This is a genomic window from Desemzia sp. FAM 23989 (genome assembly GCF_045528345.1).
Taxonomy (GTDB): domain Bacteria; phylum Bacillota; class Bacilli; order Lactobacillales; family Carnobacteriaceae; genus Desemzia.
On sequence record NZ_JBGQQT010000002.1, the window covers coordinates 147,863 to 168,672 of the forward strand.

Here is a 20,810-nt window from a genome sequence, read left to right on the forward strand (position 1 = left end):
ATTAGAGGAGGAATACTTCATGAACTTAGTACCTACAGTTATTGAACAATCATCAAGAGGTGAACGCGCCTACGATATTTACTCACGTTTATTAAAAGACCGTATTATCATGTTAAGCGGACAAATTGATGACGATGTAGCTAATTCAGTTATTGCACAATTGCTCTTTTTAGATGCACAAGACCCAGAGAAAGATATCTATATTTACATCAACTCTCCTGGTGGTAGTGTGACAGCCGGCTTTGCTATTTATGACACGATGAACTTTATTAAATCTGATGTTCAAACGATTGCAATGGGAATGGCTGCTTCAATGGGAAGTTTCCTATTAACAGCTGGAGCAAAAGGCAAACGTTTTGCATTGCCGAATGCAGAAATTATGATTCACCAACCATTAGGCGGAGCACAAGGACAAGCAACTGAAATTGAAATTGCTGCTCGCCACATCTTAAAAACACGTGAACGTTTAAATAAAATTTTATCTGACAGAACTGGGCAACCCATCGAAGTTATTGAACGTGATACAGATCGTGATAACTATATGTCTGCAGAAGATGCAAAAGCATATGGTCTGATCGATGAAGTAATGGAAAATAACGCAGAACTACCAGGTAAATAGATTAGTGAATAAAGGAGACCTTTTCCATTAAATTGGAGAGTGGTCTCCTTTTTCATTGTAAAAAGAATGTTTTTCATTTGCACGGATTCCAAGTATACTATTAAGTATCACTAATAGGAGGTAATATGATGGATATTAGCAAGATCAAAGCAGATAAAGTCAATACAACTTATGGATTTAAAATTGGTAAAGAAAGTGCACCAGTTAAAGTGATCGAATTTATTAATTTGCGTTGCCCGTACTGCAAAAAATGGTATGTTGATTCTAAAGATGTATTGACTGACTATGTGCACGAAGGAAAAGTCCAACGCATCATTAAATTATTTGATAAAGAAAAACCCAGTTTGAAAAAAGGGAATGTCGTTCATCATTATCTGGACTACAAAAATCCGGAAGATGCATTGATTGAAATAGATTACTTTCTTGCTCATCAAGATGAATGGGGAAATCTAGCCGATTTAGATCAAGTGGCAGAATATGTGGTTGAAAAACGCGGATTGACTCACCAACCTAATGAAATTGAAATCAATGGAATCATTCATGAAGCTGACGATGCTAATGTAGTATTTGTTCCATCCGTATTCATTGGAGACCATGTCTTCGATGAGCATATCACTCCTGTGGAATTAAAAGAGTTGATTGATTTAGAATACGCCAAAAAGAACTCTTGAAACCCAGCCATAAATAAGTAACACATTTGTCAAAAAGGACTGAGAAACGGTTCGTTTTACACTCCTGGACATAAAGAAAGAAGTGGTAAAAACCGCTTCTTTATGTCTAAGGTTTGTCAAAAGGACTACCCATATCGAATTAACTCAGTAATGAGAGATTCTTGAATTAATAGGTTGCATCTTGTCCCAAGAATTGGTAGAATACAACTGTAAGAGATAAAACAGACGAGGGAAGTTCTGTAAAATGTAGAATGAAGAGCATGATTAAAAATCAAATGTCTTTATGCATTTTAATCTCTTTGTTTTTTTTGATATAGAGGGTCGCTAAACGGCTAACGTGGACGAAAAACGACCCGCTTAGAAAGAGGTGGCTCATGGAAGAGGTTTTGTCTGTTATAGAAAAAGTAGCTCCTGACGTAATAGACACTCTAAAAGAGAGACACCGAATTTTGAGGAATATCTATTTGTTAGGACCAATCGGAAGACGAGTGCTCGCTGACAAAATAGGTATATCTGAAAGAAGTTTACGTACGGAAGTGGAAGTGTTGAAAAAACAACGTCTTTTATTTTCTACAAAATCAGGAATGTTGCTTACTCCTTATGGAGAAGAAACGTATCGATCACTAGATCACTTAATGGGACAAAAATTAGGCATGCGCGATAAGGAAAAAAATCTAGCGATTTACTTCCAAATTGAGCAATGCGTTATTGTGTCAGGTGACCTTGACAGTCAGTCAAAGGTTATTGCTGATTTGAGTAGAGCGACTTTTGAAACATTGGATTTTCTATTACCAGAAGGCAAAAATATTATCGCCGTGATGGGTGGAACAACAATGGCGGCAGTAGCCAACCGCATTGATGAAAGTCTTTCTAAAAATCGAGAATTGTTTTTTGTGCCTGCGAGAGGCGGGCTGGGAGAGTCTGTAGATATACAAGCAAACTCAATCAGTGCAAGACTTGCTGAAGTCACAGGAGGCAAAAATCAAGCTCTGTATGTACCAGAACAAGTCGGCAAAGAAACGTATGAGTTTTTATTGCAAGAACCCAGCGTGAAGAAGACGTTAGATTTGATAAAACTGGCAAATTGTGTAATCTATAGTATAGGAGACGCAGGACATATGGCAAAGCGACGAGGACTTGATGATGAGACACTCGCGCTTCTTAAAGAAAAAGCAGCAGTTGCTGAATCTTTCGGAGAATTTTACAATGCTGAAGGTGAAGTGGTGTATAAAATCCCACGCATCGGTATGCAATCCAGCAAGTTAACGACCGTACCTAGTGCGATTATTGTGGCGGCTGGAGAATCGAAAGCTGAAGCGATCAAAGCTTATATGAAAAACGCACCCTCGCAAACTTGGCTAATCACTGATGAAGGTGCTGCAAACCAGATTTTAAAAGGGATTACCCTTTAAAATAAATAAATTTTCGATTTTCTAAAGGAGGAAATCTTGTTATGTCAGTAAAAGTAGGTATTAATGGTTTCGGACGTATTGGTCGTCTAGCATTCCGTCGTATTCAAGAATTAGAAGGTATTGAAGTAGTTGCGGTAAACGACTTAACAGATCCAAAAATGTTAGCTCACTTATTAAAATATGATACAACTCAAGGACGTTTCAATGGAGACGTTGAAGTTAAAGATGGCGCGTTTACAGTAAATGGTAAAGACGTTAAAGTATTAAGCAACCGTAACCCAGAAGAACTTCCATGGGGCGAACTTGGAGTAGAAATCGTATTAGAATGTACTGGTTTCTTCACTACTCAAGAAAAAGCTGAATTACACATCAAAGCAGGAGCTAAAAAAGTTGTTATCTCTGCACCAGCAACTGGTGACATGAAAACAATCGTTTACAATGTAAACCACGAAACTCTTGACGGTTCTGAAACAGTTATTTCAGGTGCTTCTTGTACTACTAACTGTTTAGCTCCTATGGCTCAAGTACTAAATGACAAATTTGGTATTGAATTAGGATTAATGACAACTATCCACGCTTACACAGGTGACCAAAATACATTAGATGCTCCACATCCAAAAGGCGACTTCCGTCGTGCTCGTGCTGCAGCAGCTAACATTATCCCTAATACAACTGGTGCTGCTAAAGCAATTGGTGAAGTATTACCAGAATTAAAAGGTAAATTAGATGGAGCTGCACAACGTGTTCCAGTTGCAGCAGGTTCATTAACTGAATTACAAACTGTATTGAAAAAATCAGTTACTGCTGAAGAAGTAGACGCAGCAATGAAAGCAGCAGCTAACGAATCTTACGGATATACTGAAGATGCAATTGTTTCTTCTGATATCTTAGGAATGTCATTTGGTTCATTATACGATGCAACTCAAACGAAAGTTATCACTGTTGGTGACAAACAAATCGTTAAAACTGTTGCTTGGTATGACAATGAAATGTCATACACTTCACAATTGATTCGTACTTTAGAATACTTTGCAAAACTGTAATTTAACGAATAGCAATTTCTTGTTAGGAGTATAAATTTACAATGATAAGCGGGGAAGCGACGCGCTTCTCCGCTTTTTTAATTGTTAAAGCATTTAGTAAGGGATACTAAGGAGGATTTTAACATGGCAAAAAAAGCTGTTACAGATTTAGATTTAAAAGATAAAGTTGTTTTAGAACGTGCTGATTTTAACGTTCCTATGAAAGATGGTAAAATCACGAATGACAACCGTATCCAAGCTGCTCTTCCAACAATCAACTACATTTTGGAACAAGGCGGAAAATTGGTTCTTTTCTCTCATTTAGGAAAAATCAAAACTGAAGAAGACAAAGCAGACAAAACTTTAAAACCTGTTGCAGAACGATTGAGTGAACTTCTTGGGAAAGAAGTGAAATTCGTTCCTGAAACACGTGGAAAAGAATTAGAAGATGCCATTGCTGCACTAAAATCAGGCGAAGTTTTGATGTTTGAAAACACTCGTTTTGAAGATTTAGACGGTAAAAAAGAAAGCAAAAACGATCCTGAACTTGGAAAATATTGGGCAAGCTTAGGCGATGTATTCGTAAACGATGCATTCGGAACAGCTCACCGCGCTCATGCTTCTAACGTAGGAATCGCAACTCACTTAGAAACAGCAGCTGGTTATTTGATGGACAACGAAATCAAATTTATCGGTGGCGCTGTAGACGCACCAAAACGTCCATTCGTAGCTATCTTAGGTGGAGCGAAAGTAAGCGATAAAATCGGTGTTATCGAAAACTTATTAGATAAAGCGGATAAAGTCTTGATTGGTGGAGGTATGGCTTATACTTTCTACGCAGCACAAGGAATTGAAATTGGTAAATCATTAGTCGAAGAAGACAAAATTGAATTGGCCAAAGAATTACTTGCAAAAGCTGGCGATAAGTTAGTATTGCCTATCGACAATGTTACAGCTGCAGAATTCAGCAATGATGTAGCAACTGAAGTTCATGAAGGACCAGTTCCTGAAGGACAAATGGGATTAGACATTGGACCTAAAACAATTGAACTATTCAAAGAAGCATTAGAAGGCGCTCAAACGGTTGTATGGAATGGACCAATGGGAGTATTCGAAATGTCGAACTTTGCTAATGGGACGATTGGTGTATGTAAAGCATTAGCTGAATTAGAAGATGCTATTACAATCATCGGTGGTGGAGATTCTGCCGCAGCAGCTCAACAATTAGGCTACGCAGATGAATTTACACACATTTCAACTGGTGGCGGAGCTTCATTAGAGTATTTAGAAGGAAAAGAATTGCCAGGATTGGCAGCTATTTCGGATAAATAAGATTCGTCTTTAAGCTGATTGAGATCCAAAATTTATGAAAGAAGGTTTTAGAATGCGTAAACCAATTATTGCAGGAAACTGGAAAATGAACAAAACTGCTGCAGAAGCACGTGAATTTGTTGAAGAAGTAAAAGGAAAAATTCCTTCTGCTGATGTAGTAGATTCAGTAGTAGGAGCTCCTACATTATTCTTACACGATTTAGTAAAAGCTGCAGAAGGAACTGATTTGAAGATTGCTGCTCAAAACTGCTACTTTGAAGAAGAAGGAGCATTCACTGGTGAAGTGAGCCCTAAAGCTTTAAGTGATATCGGTGTTAGCTACGTTATTATCGGACACTCTGAACGTCGTGAGTACTTCCACGAAACAGATGAAGATATCAACAAAAAAGCACACGCTATTTTCAAAAATAGTATGACACCTATCTTCTGTTGTGGAGAAACTCTTGAGCAATATGAAGCAGGAGAAACAAACGATTTAGTTGCTAACCAAGTAAAAGCTGGACTAAAAGGCTTAACTGAAGGTCAAGTAAGTGAAATCGTGATTGCTTATGAACCAATCTGGGCAATCGGAACTGGTAAAACAGCTACATCTGAACAAGCAAATGCCACTATTTCTGTTATTCGTGAAACAGTAGCAAAAGAATTTTCTCGTGAAGCAGCTGACGCTGTACGTATTCAATATGGTGGTAGTGTTAAGCCTGCAAACATTGCAGAATTAATGGACCAACCTGATGTTGATGGAGCATTAGTCGGTGGAGCAAGTTTAGAAACAGATTCTTTCTTAGCGTTATTGGAGGCTAATAAATAATGAGTAAATCACCAGTAGCTATCATTATTCTAGATGGTTTCGGTTGTCGTACAGAGACTATGGGTAATGCAGTAGCTCAAGCAAATAAACCAAACTTTGATCGCTATATGGAAACTTATCCTCATGCCACTTTAAAAGCATCTGGTTTGGATGTTGGATTACCAGAAGGACAAATGGGAAACTCTGAAGTTGGTCATACCAACATTGGAGCTGGACGTATTGTGTATCAAAGTTTGACGCGTATCGATAAAGCTATAGAAGATGGCGATTTTCAAACGAATCCAGTATTGAACAGTACAATGAATCAAGCGATTGAAATGAACTCAAGTCTTCATTTATTTGGTTTATTATCAGATGGTGGAGTTCACAGTCACATCAATCATTTGATCGCTTTGTTGAAAACCGCTAAAGAAAAAGGCGTTCCAAATGTGTACGTACATGCTTTCTTAGATGGTCGCGATGTAGCTCCTGACTCTGGTTTAGGCTATGTGGAACAATTGGAAAAAGCAATGAAAGAGATTGGTATCGGAGAAATCGCTACTGTTTCTGGACGCTTTTATGCAATGGACCGTGACAAACGTTGGGAACGTGTAGAAAAAGCCTACAACGCTATTTTCCATGGCAAAGGAAACTTTGCTGATTCTGCTGTAGATGCAGTGAAAAACAGCTATGAATTAGGTAAAATGGATGAATTTGTAATGCCTACAGTTATCCAAAAAAATGGAAAACCTGTAGCAACAGTTGAAGATAACGATGCAATTCTATTCTTTAACTTCCGTCCAGACCGTGCGATCCAATTGTCAAATGCGGTAACAGACGAAGAATGGGATCATTTTGATCGTGGAAATCGTCCGAGCAACGTTCTTTTAGTAACGATGACTCTTTACAATGCCAGCATCAAAGCTGAAGTTGCCTTCCCGCCAATCGCATTGAAAAATGTTTTGGGAGAAGTATTATCTAGTCATGGATTACAACAATTGCGTATTGCCGAAACTGAAAAATATCCTCACGTTACTTTCTTTATGAATGGTGGACGTAATGAGGAATTTGAAGGAGAAAGCCGAATCTTGATTCCTTCTCCTAAAGTAGAAACGTACGATTTAAAACCTGAAATGAGTGCATATGAAGTAACCGATGCATTGGTTGCAGATATTGAAGCAGATAAACAAGATGCAATCATCTTGAACTTTGCTAATCCAGACATGGTTGGTCATTCCGGAATGTTAGAACCAACTATCAAGGCTATTGAAGCAGTTGATGAGAATTTGGGACGTGTCGTTGACGCTATTATTGAAAAAGGCGGTTATGCTGTTATTTTCGCTGATCACGGAAATGCAGATACAATGATCACACCAACTGGGGAACCACATACAGCACATACAACAGTGCCAGTACCAGTAATCGTCACTAAAAAGGGTGCAGAATTACGCAAGGACGGCCGTCTTGCAGATGTTGCTCCTACTATGTTAGATTTACTGAATATTGAAAAACCAGCAGAAATGACTGGGGAATCTTTAATCGTTAAAGATTAAAGAAAACCTGCGTAATCGTGGGATACTAGTTGCAAACCACATTAAAATTAACTAAACTGAACTTGAACGAGAAAGTTGTTCATGGTTCTATTTGATAACTCAAAGGAGAGAAAAAAAATGCCATTTATTACAGATATTTTAGCAAGAGAAGTTTTAGACTCACGCGGTAACCCTACAATTGAAGTTGAAGTTTACACAGAAAGCGGTGCTTTTGGTCGCGGAATGGTACCTTCAGGAGCTTCAACAGGAGAACACGAAGCACATGAATTACGTGATGGAGACAAAGACCGTTATTTAGGTAAAGGTGTTCAAAAAGCTGTAGATAACGTAAACAACATTATCTCAGAAGCAATCATCGGTTTCGATGTTCGTGATCAAATGGCTATCGATAAAGCTATGATCGACTTAGACGGAACTCCAAACAAAGCTAAATTAGGAGCTAACGCTATTTTAGGTGTTTCTATTGCTGTTGCTCGTGCAGCTGCTGACTACCTAGATGTTCCTTTATACCAATATTTAGGTGGATTCAATACTAAAGTATTGCCAACACCAATGATGAACATCATTAATGGTGGATCTCACTCTGATGCTCCAATCGCATTCCAAGAGTTCATGATCTTACCAGTTGGAGCTCCAACTTTCAAAGAAGCTTTACGTTGGGGAGCAGAAATCTTCCATGCATTGAAATCAATCTTAAGCGGACGTGGTTTAGAAACTTCAGTTGGGGATGAAGGTGGATTCGCACCTCGTTTCGAAGGAACTGAAGACGGAGTAGAAACTATCCTTGAAGCTATCAAAAAAGTAGGTCTAGAACCAGGTAAAGACGTTTACCTTGGATTTGACTGTGCTTCTTCTGAATTCTACGAAGACGGTGTTTACAACTACGCTAAATTTGAAGGCGAAAACGGTGCTAAACGTACTGCTGCTGAACAAGTTGACTACTTGGAAGAATTAGTAAATAAATACCCAATCATTTCTATTGAAGACGGTATGGATGAAAACGACTGGGAAGGTTGGAAACTATTGACTGAACGCTTAGGCGATAAAGTTCAATTAGTTGGTGATGACCTATTCGTTACAAACACTGAAATCTTAGCTAAAGGTATTTCACAAGATATCGGTAACTCAATTCTAATCAAAGTTAACCAAATCGGTTCTTTAACTGAAACATTTGATGCAATTGAAATGGCTAAAAAAGCTGGTTACACTGCTGTAATCTCTCACCGTTCTGGTGAAACTGAAGATTCAACAATTGCTGATATCTCAGTAGCTACAAACGCTGGTCAAATCAAAACTGGTTCATTAAGCCGTACTGACCGTATCGCTAAATACAACCAATTGTTACGTATTGAAGACCAATTAGGCGAATTAGCTGAATACCAAGGTTTACAAGCTTTCTACAACCTAAAAAACAAATAATTTAACCGTGTTTTCTGTTTAAGTTAGTTAGACTGTTGAGAAAATTTTATAGTCATCTCATTCTACAATTGGTAGAGTGAGATGGCTTTTTTTGTTCTTAAGAGAGGAGCAAAAGAAGGTTCTCCATCTTCTGGCGTTGGTAAAGAAATTTCTTCCGGCCTACGGGGTTGCTTATGGAAATCCATGGGAACCGCCTTGAGCCGAAACCCGCGTCTCCAGGCTTGCAAGCATCAAACTAAGCGTAACGGCTAAAGCCTAACGCTAAGTAATTTGCCATGATTGTTGTTGCTTCAGCAACTTACAAGCATGGTATGCGAAGCGCAGCGTAGAACTTATTGCATCTTCTTTCATGGCTATAAGCAACCCCATAGTCCTCCAGAAATTTCTAGCATGCGTTTCTAAAAGGTTTTGAATTAAACGAAAATTTAGTTTTTACTTATCAACGTCAAATCTTGTAGAACCCAAAAGAACGCAGACCGATTTGGCTCTGCGTTCTTTTGGGTTTTGCAATTATTGTAATTCATGACAAACTATTTTGTAAAAACGTTCATTTCCTGTCTGGTTTCTTGTACGATCTGATTCACTCTTGCAAATGAAAACATCATTGATAATGTAGAGAACAATAAATACAGCGGCAAGAGTTGAACTGTTAAAATATTAAACAGATAACCCAAAATTGGCGGCATGAAAGTACTTCCGATATTAAACTACAAACAAATCTACCAGCAGTAATGCCATGAAAAATAGAGAAGCAAACTTTGCTCCTGTCACTGGGGAGGATACCTTTCTGCGATAATGATGGAATTTTTTGTAGATGATAAATAAGTAGTGTAAGGGAGAATAAATGACCTTTAAAGAAAAGCTTGTTAGAATAAAAGTAAGTAAATATTCAGAATAAGAGAAGGTGGTAAAATGACAAATGAAAAATGGTGGGAAGAAGCGATAATTTATCAAGTTTATCCAAGAAGTTTCCAAGACACCAATGAAGATGGATTTGGTGACATTACAGGGATTATCAAGCGATTAGATTACATTCAATCCCTCGGAGTCAATACATTATGGATTACACCTATGGTTATGTCTAATCAAGAGGACAATGGTTATGATGTCATAGACTTCAAGCAAGTTGATCCCTTATTTGGGACGGAAGAACAAGGAAAGCAATTGATTGATGAAACTCATAAACGGGGGTTAAAGCTAATATACGATTTTCCTTTGCATCATACATCCACAGAACATCCCTGGTTTAAAGAAGCTTTAAAAGGGAAAGACAACCCTTATCGTGACTATTATATTTGGGCGGATACACCTGAAGGGAAAGAGTATCCTTCGAATTGGACAGCAGAATTAGGCGAAACGGTTTGGACAAAAGAAGACAATGGCGAGCAGTTTTATCTGCATTTATTTATGCAAAGTATGGCTGATTTAAATTGGGATAATCCACAGTTGCGTAAAGAAATGTTGGGAGTCTTAGACTATTGGATTGAACAGGGCATTGATGGTTTTCGATTAGACGCGTTTATTTATTTATCTGTGGATAAAAATTTCCCCGATCACCCAGATGAAAAGGGACCGGGTACAGAAATGGTAGAATATGGAAAAAAACTGGATAGCTACCTCCATGAAATCAACTCTGCTGTAAAGCAGCACGAAAAAGAAATTCTTTTAATGGGGGAAGCGACTAGTGCAGACGCTGAAATTACACGGCAATATACCGATCCGGATAAGGATAGAGTAGATAAAATTATTACGCTGAAGCATTTTCCAGAAAAAACGGATCAATTGGACGACAGATTAAATAAAGAGATGCAATGGGCACCGTTAGATTTAAGAGCGTTCAAACAGAATCAAAAAGAATTTCAAGAAGCGGTTTCTGAAAAGGGAGGGCCGATTTTATTTTGGAACAACCATGATGAACCTCGGCATCAACACAAGTATGGGAACACTACAGTTTATAGAAACAACAGCCAAATGATGACAGCAGCCTTATTGTATTTACAAAAAGGGATTCCGATTATCTATTATGGAGAAGAAATAGGGATGAGGAATTTTATTTATGACGATGCGAAAGAAATGGACGATGAAAAGGCTAGTGAATTTTATAAAGAAGCGGAAAAGCTTGGTTGGAGCCATGACAAAATCATGCTGCATTTGAGTCTGACTTCTCGCGCTACTTCTAGAGGGATCATGCAGTGGGAAGACAGTGAAAAAATAGGGTTTACTGAAAGAAACACTCCTTGGACCCTGTACAATCGAGAAAAGCATTATAATGTCTTGCAACAAGAGGAAGACGAACAAAGTATTCTCCAATTTTATCGAAAATTGATTGCTTTAAAGAAAAAAGAATTGTTTACACATGGGAATTACAGGTTGTATGATTCGCCAGAAACGTTGTTTATTTATGAAAGGTCATTCAGAGAGAAAAAAGGATGGGTGTATTGTAATTTTTCGGATAAGGAAGAAACACTAAAGATGAGCAGTGAATGTGCAGCAGCGGAAGTCATTTTGGCGAATAAAGGCAATCGAGTAGATGACAGGAAGTTAGAGCTCGGCCCATATGGAGTAGTCGTTTTATATGAAATAAACGGATGACAGAAGTGTGGTCGTACAGCTATAAAAAACTCGAAACAGCTATAAAAAACTCGAAACTCTGCTAGTAATTTTGAACGAGTTATGTTAAAGTGAATGATAGAAGAAAAGCTAGACGGGAGGGCAATGAAGTTGTACAATACACTTTTAATTGCTGAATTAATCGTATCTGTGTTACTGATTATTATTGTTGCCATGCAGCCAAGCAAAACAAACAGTGCTTCCAGTGCCTTAAGTGGAGGAGCAGAACAATTATTTGGAAAACAAAAATCACGTGGATTTGAAGCTGTGTTAAAACGGATCACAATAGTTCTAGGAACGTTGTTTATCGTGTTAGCTCTTGCTTTAGCATACTTATCCGCAAATTAAATACTTAAAAAGCTGCCTATATGTTAAGGCAGCTTTTTTTATATTCGTACTATCAACATCACCAATCAATCGCAGCAAACCTTTTTAGTGTATTGATAGGAATATGGTGCAATTTCAAGTAAAATAAAAGTATCAGAAAGAAAGCAGGAGACATTACATGAGAGATAGATCGTTTTATTTTAAAGGTGGAGAAAAGGCTGTACTGTTGTTTCATGCATACAGCAGTACGCCAAATGACGTTCGTATGTTAGGGCGCGCTTTAGAGAAAGAACATTATACGGTTTACAGTCCCACATTCAGTGGTCATGGGACGGATGATCTAGAAACGGTATTAGATCATTCACCCCAAGAGTGGGTAAAGGATGCTAAAAAAGCCTTGCAATTTTTAAGAGATGAAGGACATCAAGAAGTTGTGGCATTCGGTTTGTCGTTAGGCGGCATTATAGCCACTAAATTGATGCTGGAGGAAGATTTACTGGCTAGTGGTACATTTAGTTCACCTGCTATCCATAATGAAACCTCGAACGTTAGAAAAGAGTTTTTGAACTTAATGAAGATTTTAAAGCAAAAAAAAGGGGAATCAACAGAAGCCATCCAAGAACGACTTCCTGAATTAGAAGATAAGCTGGACAAACAATTGGCGGGTATTCGTGATATGGTAGATGAAATGGCTTCTCATTACGGAAATGTGGAGAAAAATATCTTTATCGGTCAAGCGGGAAAAGACGAATTGATCGATAGCAACATTGCGTATGAATTGAGAGATGCATTTACTAATGCTGATGTTGATTTTCACTGGTACGAAAATAGTCCGCATGCAGTAACAGTAGGGCCAGAACGTAAGGAATTAGAACAAGACGTACTTAACTTCCTAACTGCATTGCAGTGGAACGGGGGATAATCAATGACAAGTAAAGAAGTCTTAAAACAAGCAATTTTAGTTTATATGAATGAGCACAAAGCGGTGTCGTTTGAAATCAAAGATTTAAGTGAAGGTTTAAATAAAGGCAGTGCGAAAGATTTTAAAGAATTGGTCACTACAGTGGCTGAAATGGAACGAGAAGGGCAGCTTTTTCTTACTCGCAGCGGGAAATTGAAATTACCTAAACAAGATCCGGTATTGTCAGGAGTTTTTAGAGCGAGTGATAGAGGATTTGGGTTTGTATCGATCGAAGATGAAGAAGTGGATATCTATATTCCGCCTAATCGAACCAATTTTGCCTTAGATGGAGATAAAGTCAGTGTCGATATCGTTAATCCTGCAGAACCTTGGAATGACAAAGGGCCTGAAGGGAAAATCACGGCTATTTTAGAGCGCAACTTGACTCAGTTAGTAGGCGAATTCTGGGCTTATAGTGATGAAGGTATTGAAGAAACTGGATTATATGGTTACGTTGATCCTAGAGATAAAAAGCTCAACAGTTATCGAGTATTTATCAAAGCGGAAGGGGTAAAACCAGTAGATGGGTCAGTCGTCATTGTAGAAATTACCCACTATCCGGATCATGAATACACTCAAAGCATGCAGGGACTAGTTAAAAAAGTCATTGGGCATAAAAATGATCCTGGTGTGGATATTTTATCGATTGTTTACGACAATGGGATTCCAACAGAGTTTTCTCCAGCTGCACTGAAACAAGCGGATGCAGTACCGGATAAGATCTCTGATAAAGACATTGAAGGCAGGAAAGATTTACGGAATGAAGTCGTCATCACCATTGACGGCGCTGATGCCAAGGACTTGGATGACGCTGTAACGGTACGTCGCTTAGAAAATGGAAATTATCATTTAGGAGTCCATATTGCGGATGTTTCCTACTATGTAACAGAAGATTCACCATTAGATGGGGATGCTTTTGAACGTGCAACAAGTGTTTACTTAACGGATCGTGTTATCCCTATGTTGCCGCAACGTTTATCAAATGGAATCTGTTCATTGCATCCAAATGTGGATAGATTGACTATGAGCTGTGAAATGGAAATTGATTCTCATGGGGAAATCGTCAGTCACGAGATTTTCCAAAGTGTGATCCGTTCTTACCGCCGAATGACGTATTCAGACGTGAACGCTATTTTGATGGATAAAGATCCTGAAGTACGCGAAAAAAATGCTGATTTATTGGATATGTTTGAATTGATGGACGAATTACATCACATTCTTGAAAATCGACGTGTGCATAGAGGAGCTATTGATTTTGATTCTTCCGAAGCACAAATTGTAGTCGATGAATCGGGGCATCCATTAGATGTTGTGGTTCGTGAACGCGGTGTGGGCGAGCGATTGATCGAATCATTCATGCTGGCTGCAAATGAGACCGTTTCTGCACATTATTCTAAAATGGATCTTCCGCTAATTTATCGTGTACATGAACAACCAGACAGTGATCGCATGCAAAAATTCATGGAGTTTGTAACAGCATTCGGAATCAGTATGAGGGGTTCAAGTTCAAACGTCACACCAATAGCGTTGCAAAACGTGCTAAAAGAAGTAAAAGACAAGCCTGAAGAAGCCGTTATTTCGACTATGATGTTACGGAGTATGAAACAAGCTAAGTATGATGTGGAGCCTTTAGGACATTATGGTTTAGCGGCTGAATATTATTCTCACTTTACATCGCCTATTCGACGTTACCCTGATTTGATTTTACACCGTCTGATTCGTGCCTATGAAGAAAATGGTACCGGAACAGCTGAAAAGAAAAAATGGGAAGGTATGCTGACGGAAATCGCTGAGCAAAGTTCGAAAATGGAACGACGAGCTGTAGATGCTGAACGTGAAACCGACTCGATGAAAAAAGCGGAATTTATGGCAGATAAAGTTGGAGAAATTTACGAAGGTGTCATTGGATCAGTGGTTAAATTTGGTCTGTTTGTAGAACTTCCTAATACGATCGAGGGCTTGGTCCACATTTCAACTATGCGTGATGACTATTTTAACTTTATCCCAGAACAATTGATGCTGATCGGAGAGCGTACAGGGGTTGTTTACCGTATTGGTCAAAAAGTTAAAATCAAAGTGACCAAAGCAGATCCTGAATTACGCGAAATCGATTTTGAATTGATCTCAGATCCTGAACTGGAAGTAAAAGCAGATCCGAGTCAAACTCAAAAAGGAAAACACAAAAAGCGTGATACGAAACGCCCTTCTAAAGAACAGCATAGAAGAGGCAAAAAAACAGCGACTGAAAAAGGGAAAAAATCTTCAAGAGACAAAACGAAAAAGAATCAACCTTTCTATAAAGATGTTGCGAAAAAGAAAGGAAAGAAAAAAGGTAAAAAATGAGTGAAGGAGGCAAAGGATTATGCCAAAAGGCAGCGGAAAAGTTCTTGCCCAAAATAGAAAAGCAAGACATGATTATGCCATTGTAGATACCATTGAGGCTGGAATTGTTCTGAAAGGGACAGAGATTAAATCGATACGAGCCGCCCGCATCAACTTAAAAGATGGGTATGCTACTATTCGAAATGGCGAGGTTTATCTTCAAAATGTGCACATTAGTCCATACGAACAAGGAAATGTATTCAATCATGATCCGGTTCGTACGCGCAAATTGTTGATGCACAAAAAACAAATCGCTCGTTTGATTGGGGAAACCAAATCTAGTGGTTATACATTGATTCCGTTAAAAGTGTACATCAAGGATGGGTATGCCAAAGTATTGATCGGTCTCGCTAAAGGGAAGAAAAAATACGATAAACGTGAAGACCTGAAGCGGAAAGATCAAAAACGAGAAATAGACAGAGCTATGAAAGCACGTTAGAAATAGCAGCATGAAAAATCTGAGAGTTAGGGGAAATATCCCGGCTTTCAGATTTTTTAATTTATCCACTGACACAATGTTGTATATTTCGTGAGATATAACGGTTTAGACTTATCTTACATAATAGCTTATTTCGACCACTTATTTAGAGGAAAAATAGTAGGATATGAGATGAAACGTTTGACAGGTGAGCTGATTTTTTATGCTTATTTTTTGTAATCGCTATCATTTTTGTGTACGCTTATCATGGAGACATAAAAAAGAAAGGGCTGATTGGGTGATGAAGATAAGAGTAAAAAGAGCTCTGGCTGGTTTGTTTTTAGCAGGAGCTTTAGGGGCAGCTGGTTGTGGAAACAATGATTCCGGTGAATCTGGTCAGGAAAATGCAGGAGACTCAGGAGAAAAGGTTTTGACGGTATCGATAGAGGAAATTTATTCAGATTATTTTGAGTCCATAAAAGGCGACTTTGAAGAAGAACATGATGTGACAGTAGAATTTGTTTTCCGTGAGCAATTAGAGCAGGCAGAAGCCTTGCCTTTAGATGGTCCGGCTGGAATTGGACCAGATGTGATGATGATTCCTTATGATCGAATCGGCCAATTGGCTCAACAAGGGCACTTGGCTACTGTAACAGTACCAGATGACGGGCGTTTTAATGATACGGATATTCAACAAGTCACTGTGGATGACCAGATTTATGGCATACCATACTTATTGGAAACATTAGTCCTTTATTACAACAAAGATTTGGTAGAAACAGAGCCTACTACATTTGAAGATTTAGAAGCACTGATGCAAAATGAAGAATACAATTTTGATATAGAAGAGGGAAAAAATACCGGCTTCTTAGCCAATTGGCTTGATTTCTATTATTCATATGGATTGTTTGCAGGCTACGGGGGTTATATATTTGGCGATGAAGGCACAGATCCGACAGACGTTGGCTTGAACAATGAAGGGTCTGTTGAAGCATTGGAGTACCTTACTGAATGGTATGCACAATGGCCACAAGGAATGCAGGATGAGGGAACAGTGGGAGACTTTATAGATACTTCATTTATCGATGGAAAAACAGCTGCGGTCATTAATGGGCCTTGGGGAGCTGCTAATTATGAAGAAGGCGGAGTAAACTTCGGAGTAACGACGATCCCTACTTTACCCAATGGGGAGAACTATCAACCTTTTGCTGGAGGCAGGGGATGGGTCATCAGTAACTACTCGGAAGATATAGAATTGTCACAGGCATGGTTGGAATACATCACAACACATGACAACCAACTAGCGTTCTATGAAATGGTTCAACAAATTCCAGCAAATATAGAAACTAGACAAGTTTTGCTTGAAGAAGGAACAGAAGTAGAAGCTGCTGTTGTTGAACAATACGAAAATGCTAATCCGATGCCAAATATTCCACAAACTGCAGAAGTATGGGACAATGCTAAAAATATGATTTTTGATACTGTATCTGGAAATAAATCAGCTGAAGAATCTGCTAATGATACCGTTGAAGTGATTCAACAACTGATTGAGCAGAAATACGAGTGAGCCATTTAGAATAAAATGAAGATTTAAATGATAGGTTAAACAGACCACTAGCATCTGTTGGGTACTTTCCAAGCAGGTGTTAGCGGTTTTAGATTTTTAGTGTGCTGGCTTTACTTTCAAGTGCCAAGGACAATATTGTGCTTTTTTAACGGTTATGTGATAAAGTAGGAAAAAGAAAATGTGTATGTATCAATTTAATGTAAAGACAATCGATCAAGAAACAGTTTCCCTGTTTGAATACAAAGGAAAAGCGTTGTTGATTGTGAATAGGGCTAGTGAATGTGGACTGGCTCCACAGCTGGAAGGGTTGCAAGAACTGCATCAAACTATCAAACAAGAGTTTTAACGTACTAGTTTTTTTTCCTATCAATCCATGAACCAAGAACTGTTAGAAGGACAAGAGATTGCTGCTTTTTATTCTACTCAATATGGGGTTACTTTCCTTTGTTTGAAAGGGTATTGGTGAATGGTGCGAAAGCTCATCCGTTATATCAATATTTAGTGAATGAAACAAAAAGGAAGAAAAAAATGGAGTTACACGAAGTTTTTAATTGGGCGAGATGGAGAAATTATGGAACGATTCGCATCTCTGACGACTCCAGAAAAGATTGAAGATTCTATTGTTGAAGCTTTGGCAGTACCTGAATAAATCTATCCAAAGAGCAAACGAAAAAACTACAGCCGTAGTTTTTTTGTTTTTTTATCAACAGGTAACCAGAACAATGCTATACTAATTGGTATAGGTGAAAAAGAAAGGGGCGGTTGAAATGGAAATGAAAAATAAATATTTAACGATGTTGGCAAAAGAATACCCGACGATCGGATCAACGACTTCTGAAATCATCAATCTAGAAGCCATAATGAATTTACCCAAAGCAACAGAACACTATGTTAGTGATATCCACGGGGAATATGATGCATTTCAACATGTCCTGCGAAATGGTTCGGGAAATATCAAAGAAAAGATTGGAGAGATTTTTACTGATCGATTGACCCAAAAAGAAATGAACACGTTAGCGACAGTAATCTATTATCCAGAAGAAAAAACGGAAGATATCATGAAAACTTTTGAAACGGAAGAAGAAGCACGTGAGTGGTATCGCATCACTATCTCTAGACTAATTGAATTGTGCCGATTTGTTGGCTCCAAGTACACTCAATCAAAAGTACGGAAATCCTTGCCAGAGGAATTCTCTTATATTACAGAGGAATTGCTTTTTAAAGATGGGACCTTTTCAAATAAAGATAATTATTACAGTGAGATCATCGATAGTATCATCTCATTGGACAGAGGGAAAGAGTATATTACAGCATTGTCCTATTTGATCCAACGTTTAGTTGTTGACCACTTGCATGTGGTGGGAGATATTTACGATAGAGGTCCTTATCCGGATAAAATTATTGATGCTTTGATCCGCCATCATTCCGTTGACATTCAATGGGGAAACCACGATATTTTATGGATCGGAGCTGCTTCTGGTTCAGAAGTGTGTATGGCAAATGTGATCCGTATTTCTGCACGCTACAATAACTTAGATATTTTAGAAGACAGCTATGGAATCTCATTGCGCTATTTGTCCAACTTTGCGGAATCTACGTATACTGGAGATGCTGACAGTTGTTTTGCGCCTAAAGTGAATCCTGAGACCAATATCTTAAAAGAAGAGATTATTCAGAATACAAAGATTCATCAAGCTATTGCGGTTATTCAATTTAAATTAGAAGCAGCCATTATTGAAAGACATCCAGAGTTTCATTTGGAACACCGTCTGTTGTTAAACAAAATTGATTACGAAAATGGCACCATCACCATTAGAGGACAAGAATATCCTTTATTGAGCACCAACTTTCCCACCATCGATCCGACAGACCCGTTCAAATTAACAGATGATGAACAATGGATTGTGGATAAATTAACAGAAGGTTTTAAAAACAGTGGGAAATTACAAAAACACATTTCTTATTTGATCAATAAAGGAAGTATGTATCTGACATACAATGATAATTTATTGTTCCATGGGTGTATTCCGTTGAATGAAGATGGAAGCTTTATGGGAATGGAAATAAGAGGCAACTATGTCTATGGACATTCTTTGTTGGATAAGTTTGAAGATGCCGTAAGAAAAGGATTTTTGTATCAAAACAGAAGCAACAACCATAAGTATTTAGATTTAGTTTGGTATTTGTGGACAGGACCTGTTTCTTCTTTATTTGGGAAAGACCAAATGACGACTTTTGAACGCTATTATGTAAAAGACAAGGCTTGTCATGAAGAAAAGAAAAATGCTTATTACCGTATGCGCAATGAAGTTGAGACCTGTGAAAAGATATTAGCTGAATTTGGCTTAGATCCGACTAAAGGTCGCATCATCAATGGGCACACACCGGTAAAAGAAAAAAGAGGAGAAGATCCGATCAAAGCAGATGGCAGAATGTTGGTCATTGATGGTGGGTTTTCAAAAGCTTATCAAGGAACGACAGGTTTAGCTGGATATACGTTGCTGTATAATTCGTTTGGAATGATGCTGGTTTCTCATCAACCCTTCACGTCTCCTCAGGAAGCGATCGAGAATGAGATAGACATTGTTTCTACCCGACGAGTGGTAGATAAAGAATTGGAACGAAAGAAAGTGAAAGAAACGGATATCGGTAAAAAACTGCAAGATCAAGTAACTGATCTGAAAGCGTTGCTCGATGCTTACCGTAACGGGGATATCCCAGAGAACATAAAATAAATGATGTCCATTTATGGAGTCAGTAACCAAGATAACTGTTTCTTACTTAACTGGTAGGAAACAGTTATTTTGGTTTGTGAAGCTGGCAAAACAATAGCCAACCAGCTTTATGTGACAATTGAGGTAAAATCAAAAATAAAACAAAGAGTGTTTTTAATGTATTGTATTTATTTAACGAATAAAAAAACTCTTTTTCATTAATTTATAACGGCTTTCTGTTACAATAAAAATAGAAGATTCTGAAATCAGTGCACTGGAGGAAATGAAAATGAGTAAAGGTTGTACATTTTATTTTGTTCGTCATGGACAAACGTATTTTAATCATTACCGAAAGATACAAGGGTGGAGTAACACACCATTGACAGAAGAAGGTACGGAAGATGTGTATCGTAGCGCTAGAGGATTAGCGGATGTAGAATTTGATGCAGTGTACACAAGTGACTTAAGCCGTACGGTTCAAACAGCAAGTATTATTTTAGAAGAAAATAAACAGGCTGAAAATTTAAAAATTGAAATGATGCCGGAATTCAGGGAAGTCTTTTTTGGTTTCTTTGAAGGTGAAAATGTAGACGTCGCTTGGGAAACGATCAACCAAGAACTGAATTATCCTTCCGTTCCTGAAATGTTTGCACAGGCAAGCATTCCCGAACGAATGAATGCGACTAAAAAAGCTGATCCGTATCACGATGCAGAAGATTTTTTAACCTTCTGGACCAGAATTGAAGAAGGGTTGATGAAACTGATCAGTAAACATCGTGATACTGGAGACAAAGTATTGGTAGTGGCTCATGGAAATACCATCCGCTACTTACTGAATAATTTAGTAGCAGAGCTAGAAAATCCGCAACCTCTTTTAAACGCAAGTGTCTCTATTGCTTCTTATCAAAATGGTGCTTACCATTTGGAAAAATACAATGAAGTCAGACACTTTAAAGATTTGAAAGAATAAGCTGAGCAAATCAGTTATACACATTCAGTTGAGTACAACTGGATGA

19 protein-coding genes are annotated in these 20,810 nt (G+C 38.2%); 18 read left to right on the plus strand and 1 reads right to left on the minus strand.

What is annotated here, in order from left to right; translation table 11 throughout:
- The first annotated feature begins 19 nt into the window (after window positions 1–19).
- From clpP to eno, 8 genes are all read left to right on the plus strand, one after another.
- A complete protein-coding gene (gene clpP / locus ACEN36_RS02245; protein WP_407095897.1) occupies window positions 20–619 on the plus strand; it encodes an ATP-dependent Clp endopeptidase proteolytic subunit ClpP in 600 nt (199 codons plus the stop codon).
- A 128-nt stretch (window positions 620–747) separates the two neighbouring features.
- Complete coding sequence (locus ACEN36_RS02250; RefSeq protein ID WP_407125839.1) at window positions 748–1,290, plus strand: DsbA family protein; 543 nt, start codon at window positions 748–750, stop codon at window positions 1,288–1,290.
- 374 nt (window positions 1,291–1,664) lie between these two features.
- Window positions 1,665–2,702, plus strand: a complete 1,038-nt coding sequence (locus ACEN36_RS02255) for a sugar-binding transcriptional regulator (RefSeq protein ID WP_407125840.1) — start codon at window positions 1,665–1,667, stop codon at window positions 2,700–2,702.
- Window positions 2,703–2,743: 41 nt separating this feature from the next.
- A complete protein-coding gene (gene gap, locus ACEN36_RS02260; RefSeq protein WP_407095900.1) occupies window positions 2,744–3,745 on the plus strand; it encodes a type I glyceraldehyde-3-phosphate dehydrogenase in 1,002 nt (333 codons plus the stop codon).
- A 123-nt stretch (window positions 3,746–3,868) separates the two neighbouring features.
- On the plus strand, window positions 3,869–5,056 hold the full coding sequence (locus ACEN36_RS02265) for a phosphoglycerate kinase (protein WP_407095901.1): 1,188 nt from the start codon (window positions 3,869–3,871) through the stop codon (window positions 5,054–5,056).
- 52 nt (window positions 5,057–5,108) lie between these two features.
- Entirely contained in the window at window positions 5,109–5,864 is a 756-nt protein-coding gene (gene tpiA / locus ACEN36_RS02270; RefSeq protein ID WP_407125841.1) for a triose-phosphate isomerase, read from the plus strand.
- Window positions 5,864–7,396, plus strand: a complete 1,533-nt coding sequence (gpmI, locus tag ACEN36_RS02275; RefSeq protein ID WP_407095903.1) for a 2,3-bisphosphoglycerate-independent phosphoglycerate mutase — start codon at window positions 5,864–5,866, stop codon at window positions 7,394–7,396. Before tpiA ends, gpmI begins: the two co-directional genes overlap by 1 nt.
- Before the next feature lie 117 nt (window positions 7,397–7,513).
- Window positions 7,514–8,815 (plus strand): phosphopyruvate hydratase, encoded by a 1,302-nt coding sequence (gene eno / locus ACEN36_RS02280; protein ID WP_407095904.1) that lies wholly within the window; start codon window positions 7,514–7,516, stop codon window positions 8,813–8,815.
- Window positions 8,816–9,345: 530 nt separating this feature from the next.
- Here the strand turns inward: eno and ACEN36_RS02285 are convergent.
- Window positions 9,346–9,501, minus strand: coding sequence for a hypothetical protein (locus ACEN36_RS02285; RefSeq protein ID WP_407102194.1), 156 nt, complete (start codon window positions 9,499–9,501; stop codon window positions 9,346–9,348).
- A 226-nt stretch (window positions 9,502–9,727) separates the two neighbouring features.
- On the opposite strand from ACEN36_RS02285, the gene ACEN36_RS02290 reads away from it, so the two are divergent.
- The 10 genes from ACEN36_RS02290 (at window position 9,728) to ACEN36_RS02335 (ending at window position 20,764) form a co-directional block, all read left to right on the plus strand.
- Complete coding sequence (locus ACEN36_RS02290) at window positions 9,728–11,407, plus strand: alpha-amylase family glycosyl hydrolase (RefSeq protein ID WP_407125842.1); 1,680 nt, start codon at window positions 9,728–9,730, stop codon at window positions 11,405–11,407.
- 129 nt (window positions 11,408–11,536) lie between these two features.
- Window positions 11,537–11,773: a preprotein translocase subunit SecG gene (secG, locus tag ACEN36_RS02295; protein WP_407095905.1), complete on the plus strand. Its 237-nt coding sequence runs from the start codon at window positions 11,537–11,539 to the stop codon at window positions 11,771–11,773.
- A gap of 157 nt (window positions 11,774–11,930) precedes the next feature.
- Entirely contained in the window at window positions 11,931–12,674 is a 744-nt protein-coding gene (locus ACEN36_RS02300; RefSeq protein ID WP_407102192.1) for an alpha/beta hydrolase, read from the plus strand.
- A 3-nt stretch (window positions 12,675–12,677) separates the two neighbouring features.
- Window positions 12,678–15,056 (plus strand): ribonuclease R, encoded by a 2,379-nt coding sequence (gene rnr / locus ACEN36_RS02305; RefSeq protein ID WP_407125843.1) that lies wholly within the window; start codon window positions 12,678–12,680, stop codon window positions 15,054–15,056.
- A gap of 19 nt (window positions 15,057–15,075) precedes the next feature.
- Window positions 15,076–15,534 carry an SsrA-binding protein SmpB gene (smpB, locus tag ACEN36_RS02310; protein WP_407125844.1) on the plus strand — a complete coding sequence of 153 codons (459 nt, stop codon included), beginning with the start codon at window positions 15,076–15,078 and terminating at the stop codon, window positions 15,532–15,534.
- A gap of 280 nt (window positions 15,535–15,814) precedes the next feature.
- Entirely contained in the window at window positions 15,815–17,080 is a 1,266-nt protein-coding gene (locus tag ACEN36_RS02315) for an extracellular solute-binding protein (RefSeq protein WP_407125845.1), read from the plus strand.
- Between the two features lie 184 nt (window positions 17,081–17,264).
- The gene (locus ACEN36_RS02320) at window positions 17,265–17,426 is read left to right on the plus strand and encodes a hypothetical protein (protein WP_407125846.1); all 162 of its coding nucleotides are present in this window, start codon (window positions 17,265–17,267) and stop codon (window positions 17,424–17,426) included.
- Between the two features lie 159 nt (window positions 17,427–17,585).
- On the plus strand, window positions 17,586–17,729 hold the full coding sequence (locus ACEN36_RS02325; RefSeq protein ID WP_407102187.1) for a hypothetical protein: 144 nt from the start codon (window positions 17,586–17,588) through the stop codon (window positions 17,727–17,729).
- A gap of 118 nt (window positions 17,730–17,847) precedes the next feature.
- The gene (locus ACEN36_RS02330) at window positions 17,848–19,815 is read left to right on the plus strand and encodes a fructose-1,6-bisphosphatase (RefSeq protein ID WP_407102186.1); all 1,968 of its coding nucleotides are present in this window, start codon (window positions 17,848–17,850) and stop codon (window positions 19,813–19,815) included.
- 268 nt (window positions 19,816–20,083) lie between these two features.
- Window positions 20,084–20,764 (plus strand): histidine phosphatase family protein, encoded by a 681-nt coding sequence (locus tag ACEN36_RS02335; RefSeq protein ID WP_407125847.1) that lies wholly within the window; start codon window positions 20,084–20,086, stop codon window positions 20,762–20,764.
- Window positions 20,765–20,810: the final 46 nt, after the last annotated feature.

Coding starts and splice junctions, on each gene's coding strand:
- gpmI (WP_407095903.1), top strand. CDS start 5,864: ATGAGTAAATCACCAGTAGCTATCATTATTCTAGATGGTTTCGGTTGT.
- ACEN36_RS02265 (WP_407095901.1), top strand. CDS start 3,869: ATGGCAAAAAAAGCTGTTACAGATTTAGATTTAAAAGATAAAGTTGTT.
- ACEN36_RS02300 (WP_407102192.1), top strand. CDS start 11,931: ATGAGAGATAGATCGTTTTATTTTAAAGGTGGAGAAAAGGCTGTACTG.
- gap (WP_407095900.1), top strand. CDS start 2,744: ATGTCAGTAAAAGTAGGTATTAATGGTTTCGGACGTATTGGTCGTCTA.
- rnr (WP_407125843.1), top strand. CDS start 12,678: ATGACAAGTAAAGAAGTCTTAAAACAAGCAATTTTAGTTTATATGAAT.
- ACEN36_RS02325 (WP_407102187.1), top strand. CDS start 17,586: ATGAAACAAAAAGGAAGAAAAAAATGGAGTTACACGAAGTTTTTAATT.
- ACEN36_RS02285 (WP_407102194.1), bottom strand. CDS start 9,501: ATGCCGCCAATTTTGGGTTATCTGTTTAATATTTTAACAGTTCAACTC.
- ACEN36_RS02315 (WP_407125845.1), top strand. CDS start 15,815: ATGAAGATAAGAGTAAAAAGAGCTCTGGCTGGTTTGTTTTTAGCAGGA.
- eno (WP_407095904.1), top strand. CDS start 7,514: ATGCCATTTATTACAGATATTTTAGCAAGAGAAGTTTTAGACTCACGC.
- ACEN36_RS02290 (WP_407125842.1), top strand. CDS start 9,728: ATGACAAATGAAAAATGGTGGGAAGAAGCGATAATTTATCAAGTTTAT.
- smpB (WP_407125844.1), top strand. CDS start 15,076: ATGCCAAAAGGCAGCGGAAAAGTTCTTGCCCAAAATAGAAAAGCAAGA.
- ACEN36_RS02320 (WP_407125846.1), top strand. CDS start 17,265: ATGTATCAATTTAATGTAAAGACAATCGATCAAGAAACAGTTTCCCTG.
- ACEN36_RS02330 (WP_407102186.1), top strand. CDS start 17,848: ATGGAAATGAAAAATAAATATTTAACGATGTTGGCAAAAGAATACCCG.
- clpP (WP_407095897.1), top strand. CDS start 20: ATGAACTTAGTACCTACAGTTATTGAACAATCATCAAGAGGTGAACGC.
- ACEN36_RS02335 (WP_407125847.1), top strand. CDS start 20,084: ATGAGTAAAGGTTGTACATTTTATTTTGTTCGTCATGGACAAACGTAT.
- ACEN36_RS02255 (WP_407125840.1), top strand. CDS start 1,665: ATGGAAGAGGTTTTGTCTGTTATAGAAAAAGTAGCTCCTGACGTAATA.
- ACEN36_RS02250 (WP_407125839.1), top strand. CDS start 748: ATGGATATTAGCAAGATCAAAGCAGATAAAGTCAATACAACTTATGGA.
- tpiA (WP_407125841.1), top strand. CDS start 5,109: ATGCGTAAACCAATTATTGCAGGAAACTGGAAAATGAACAAAACTGCT.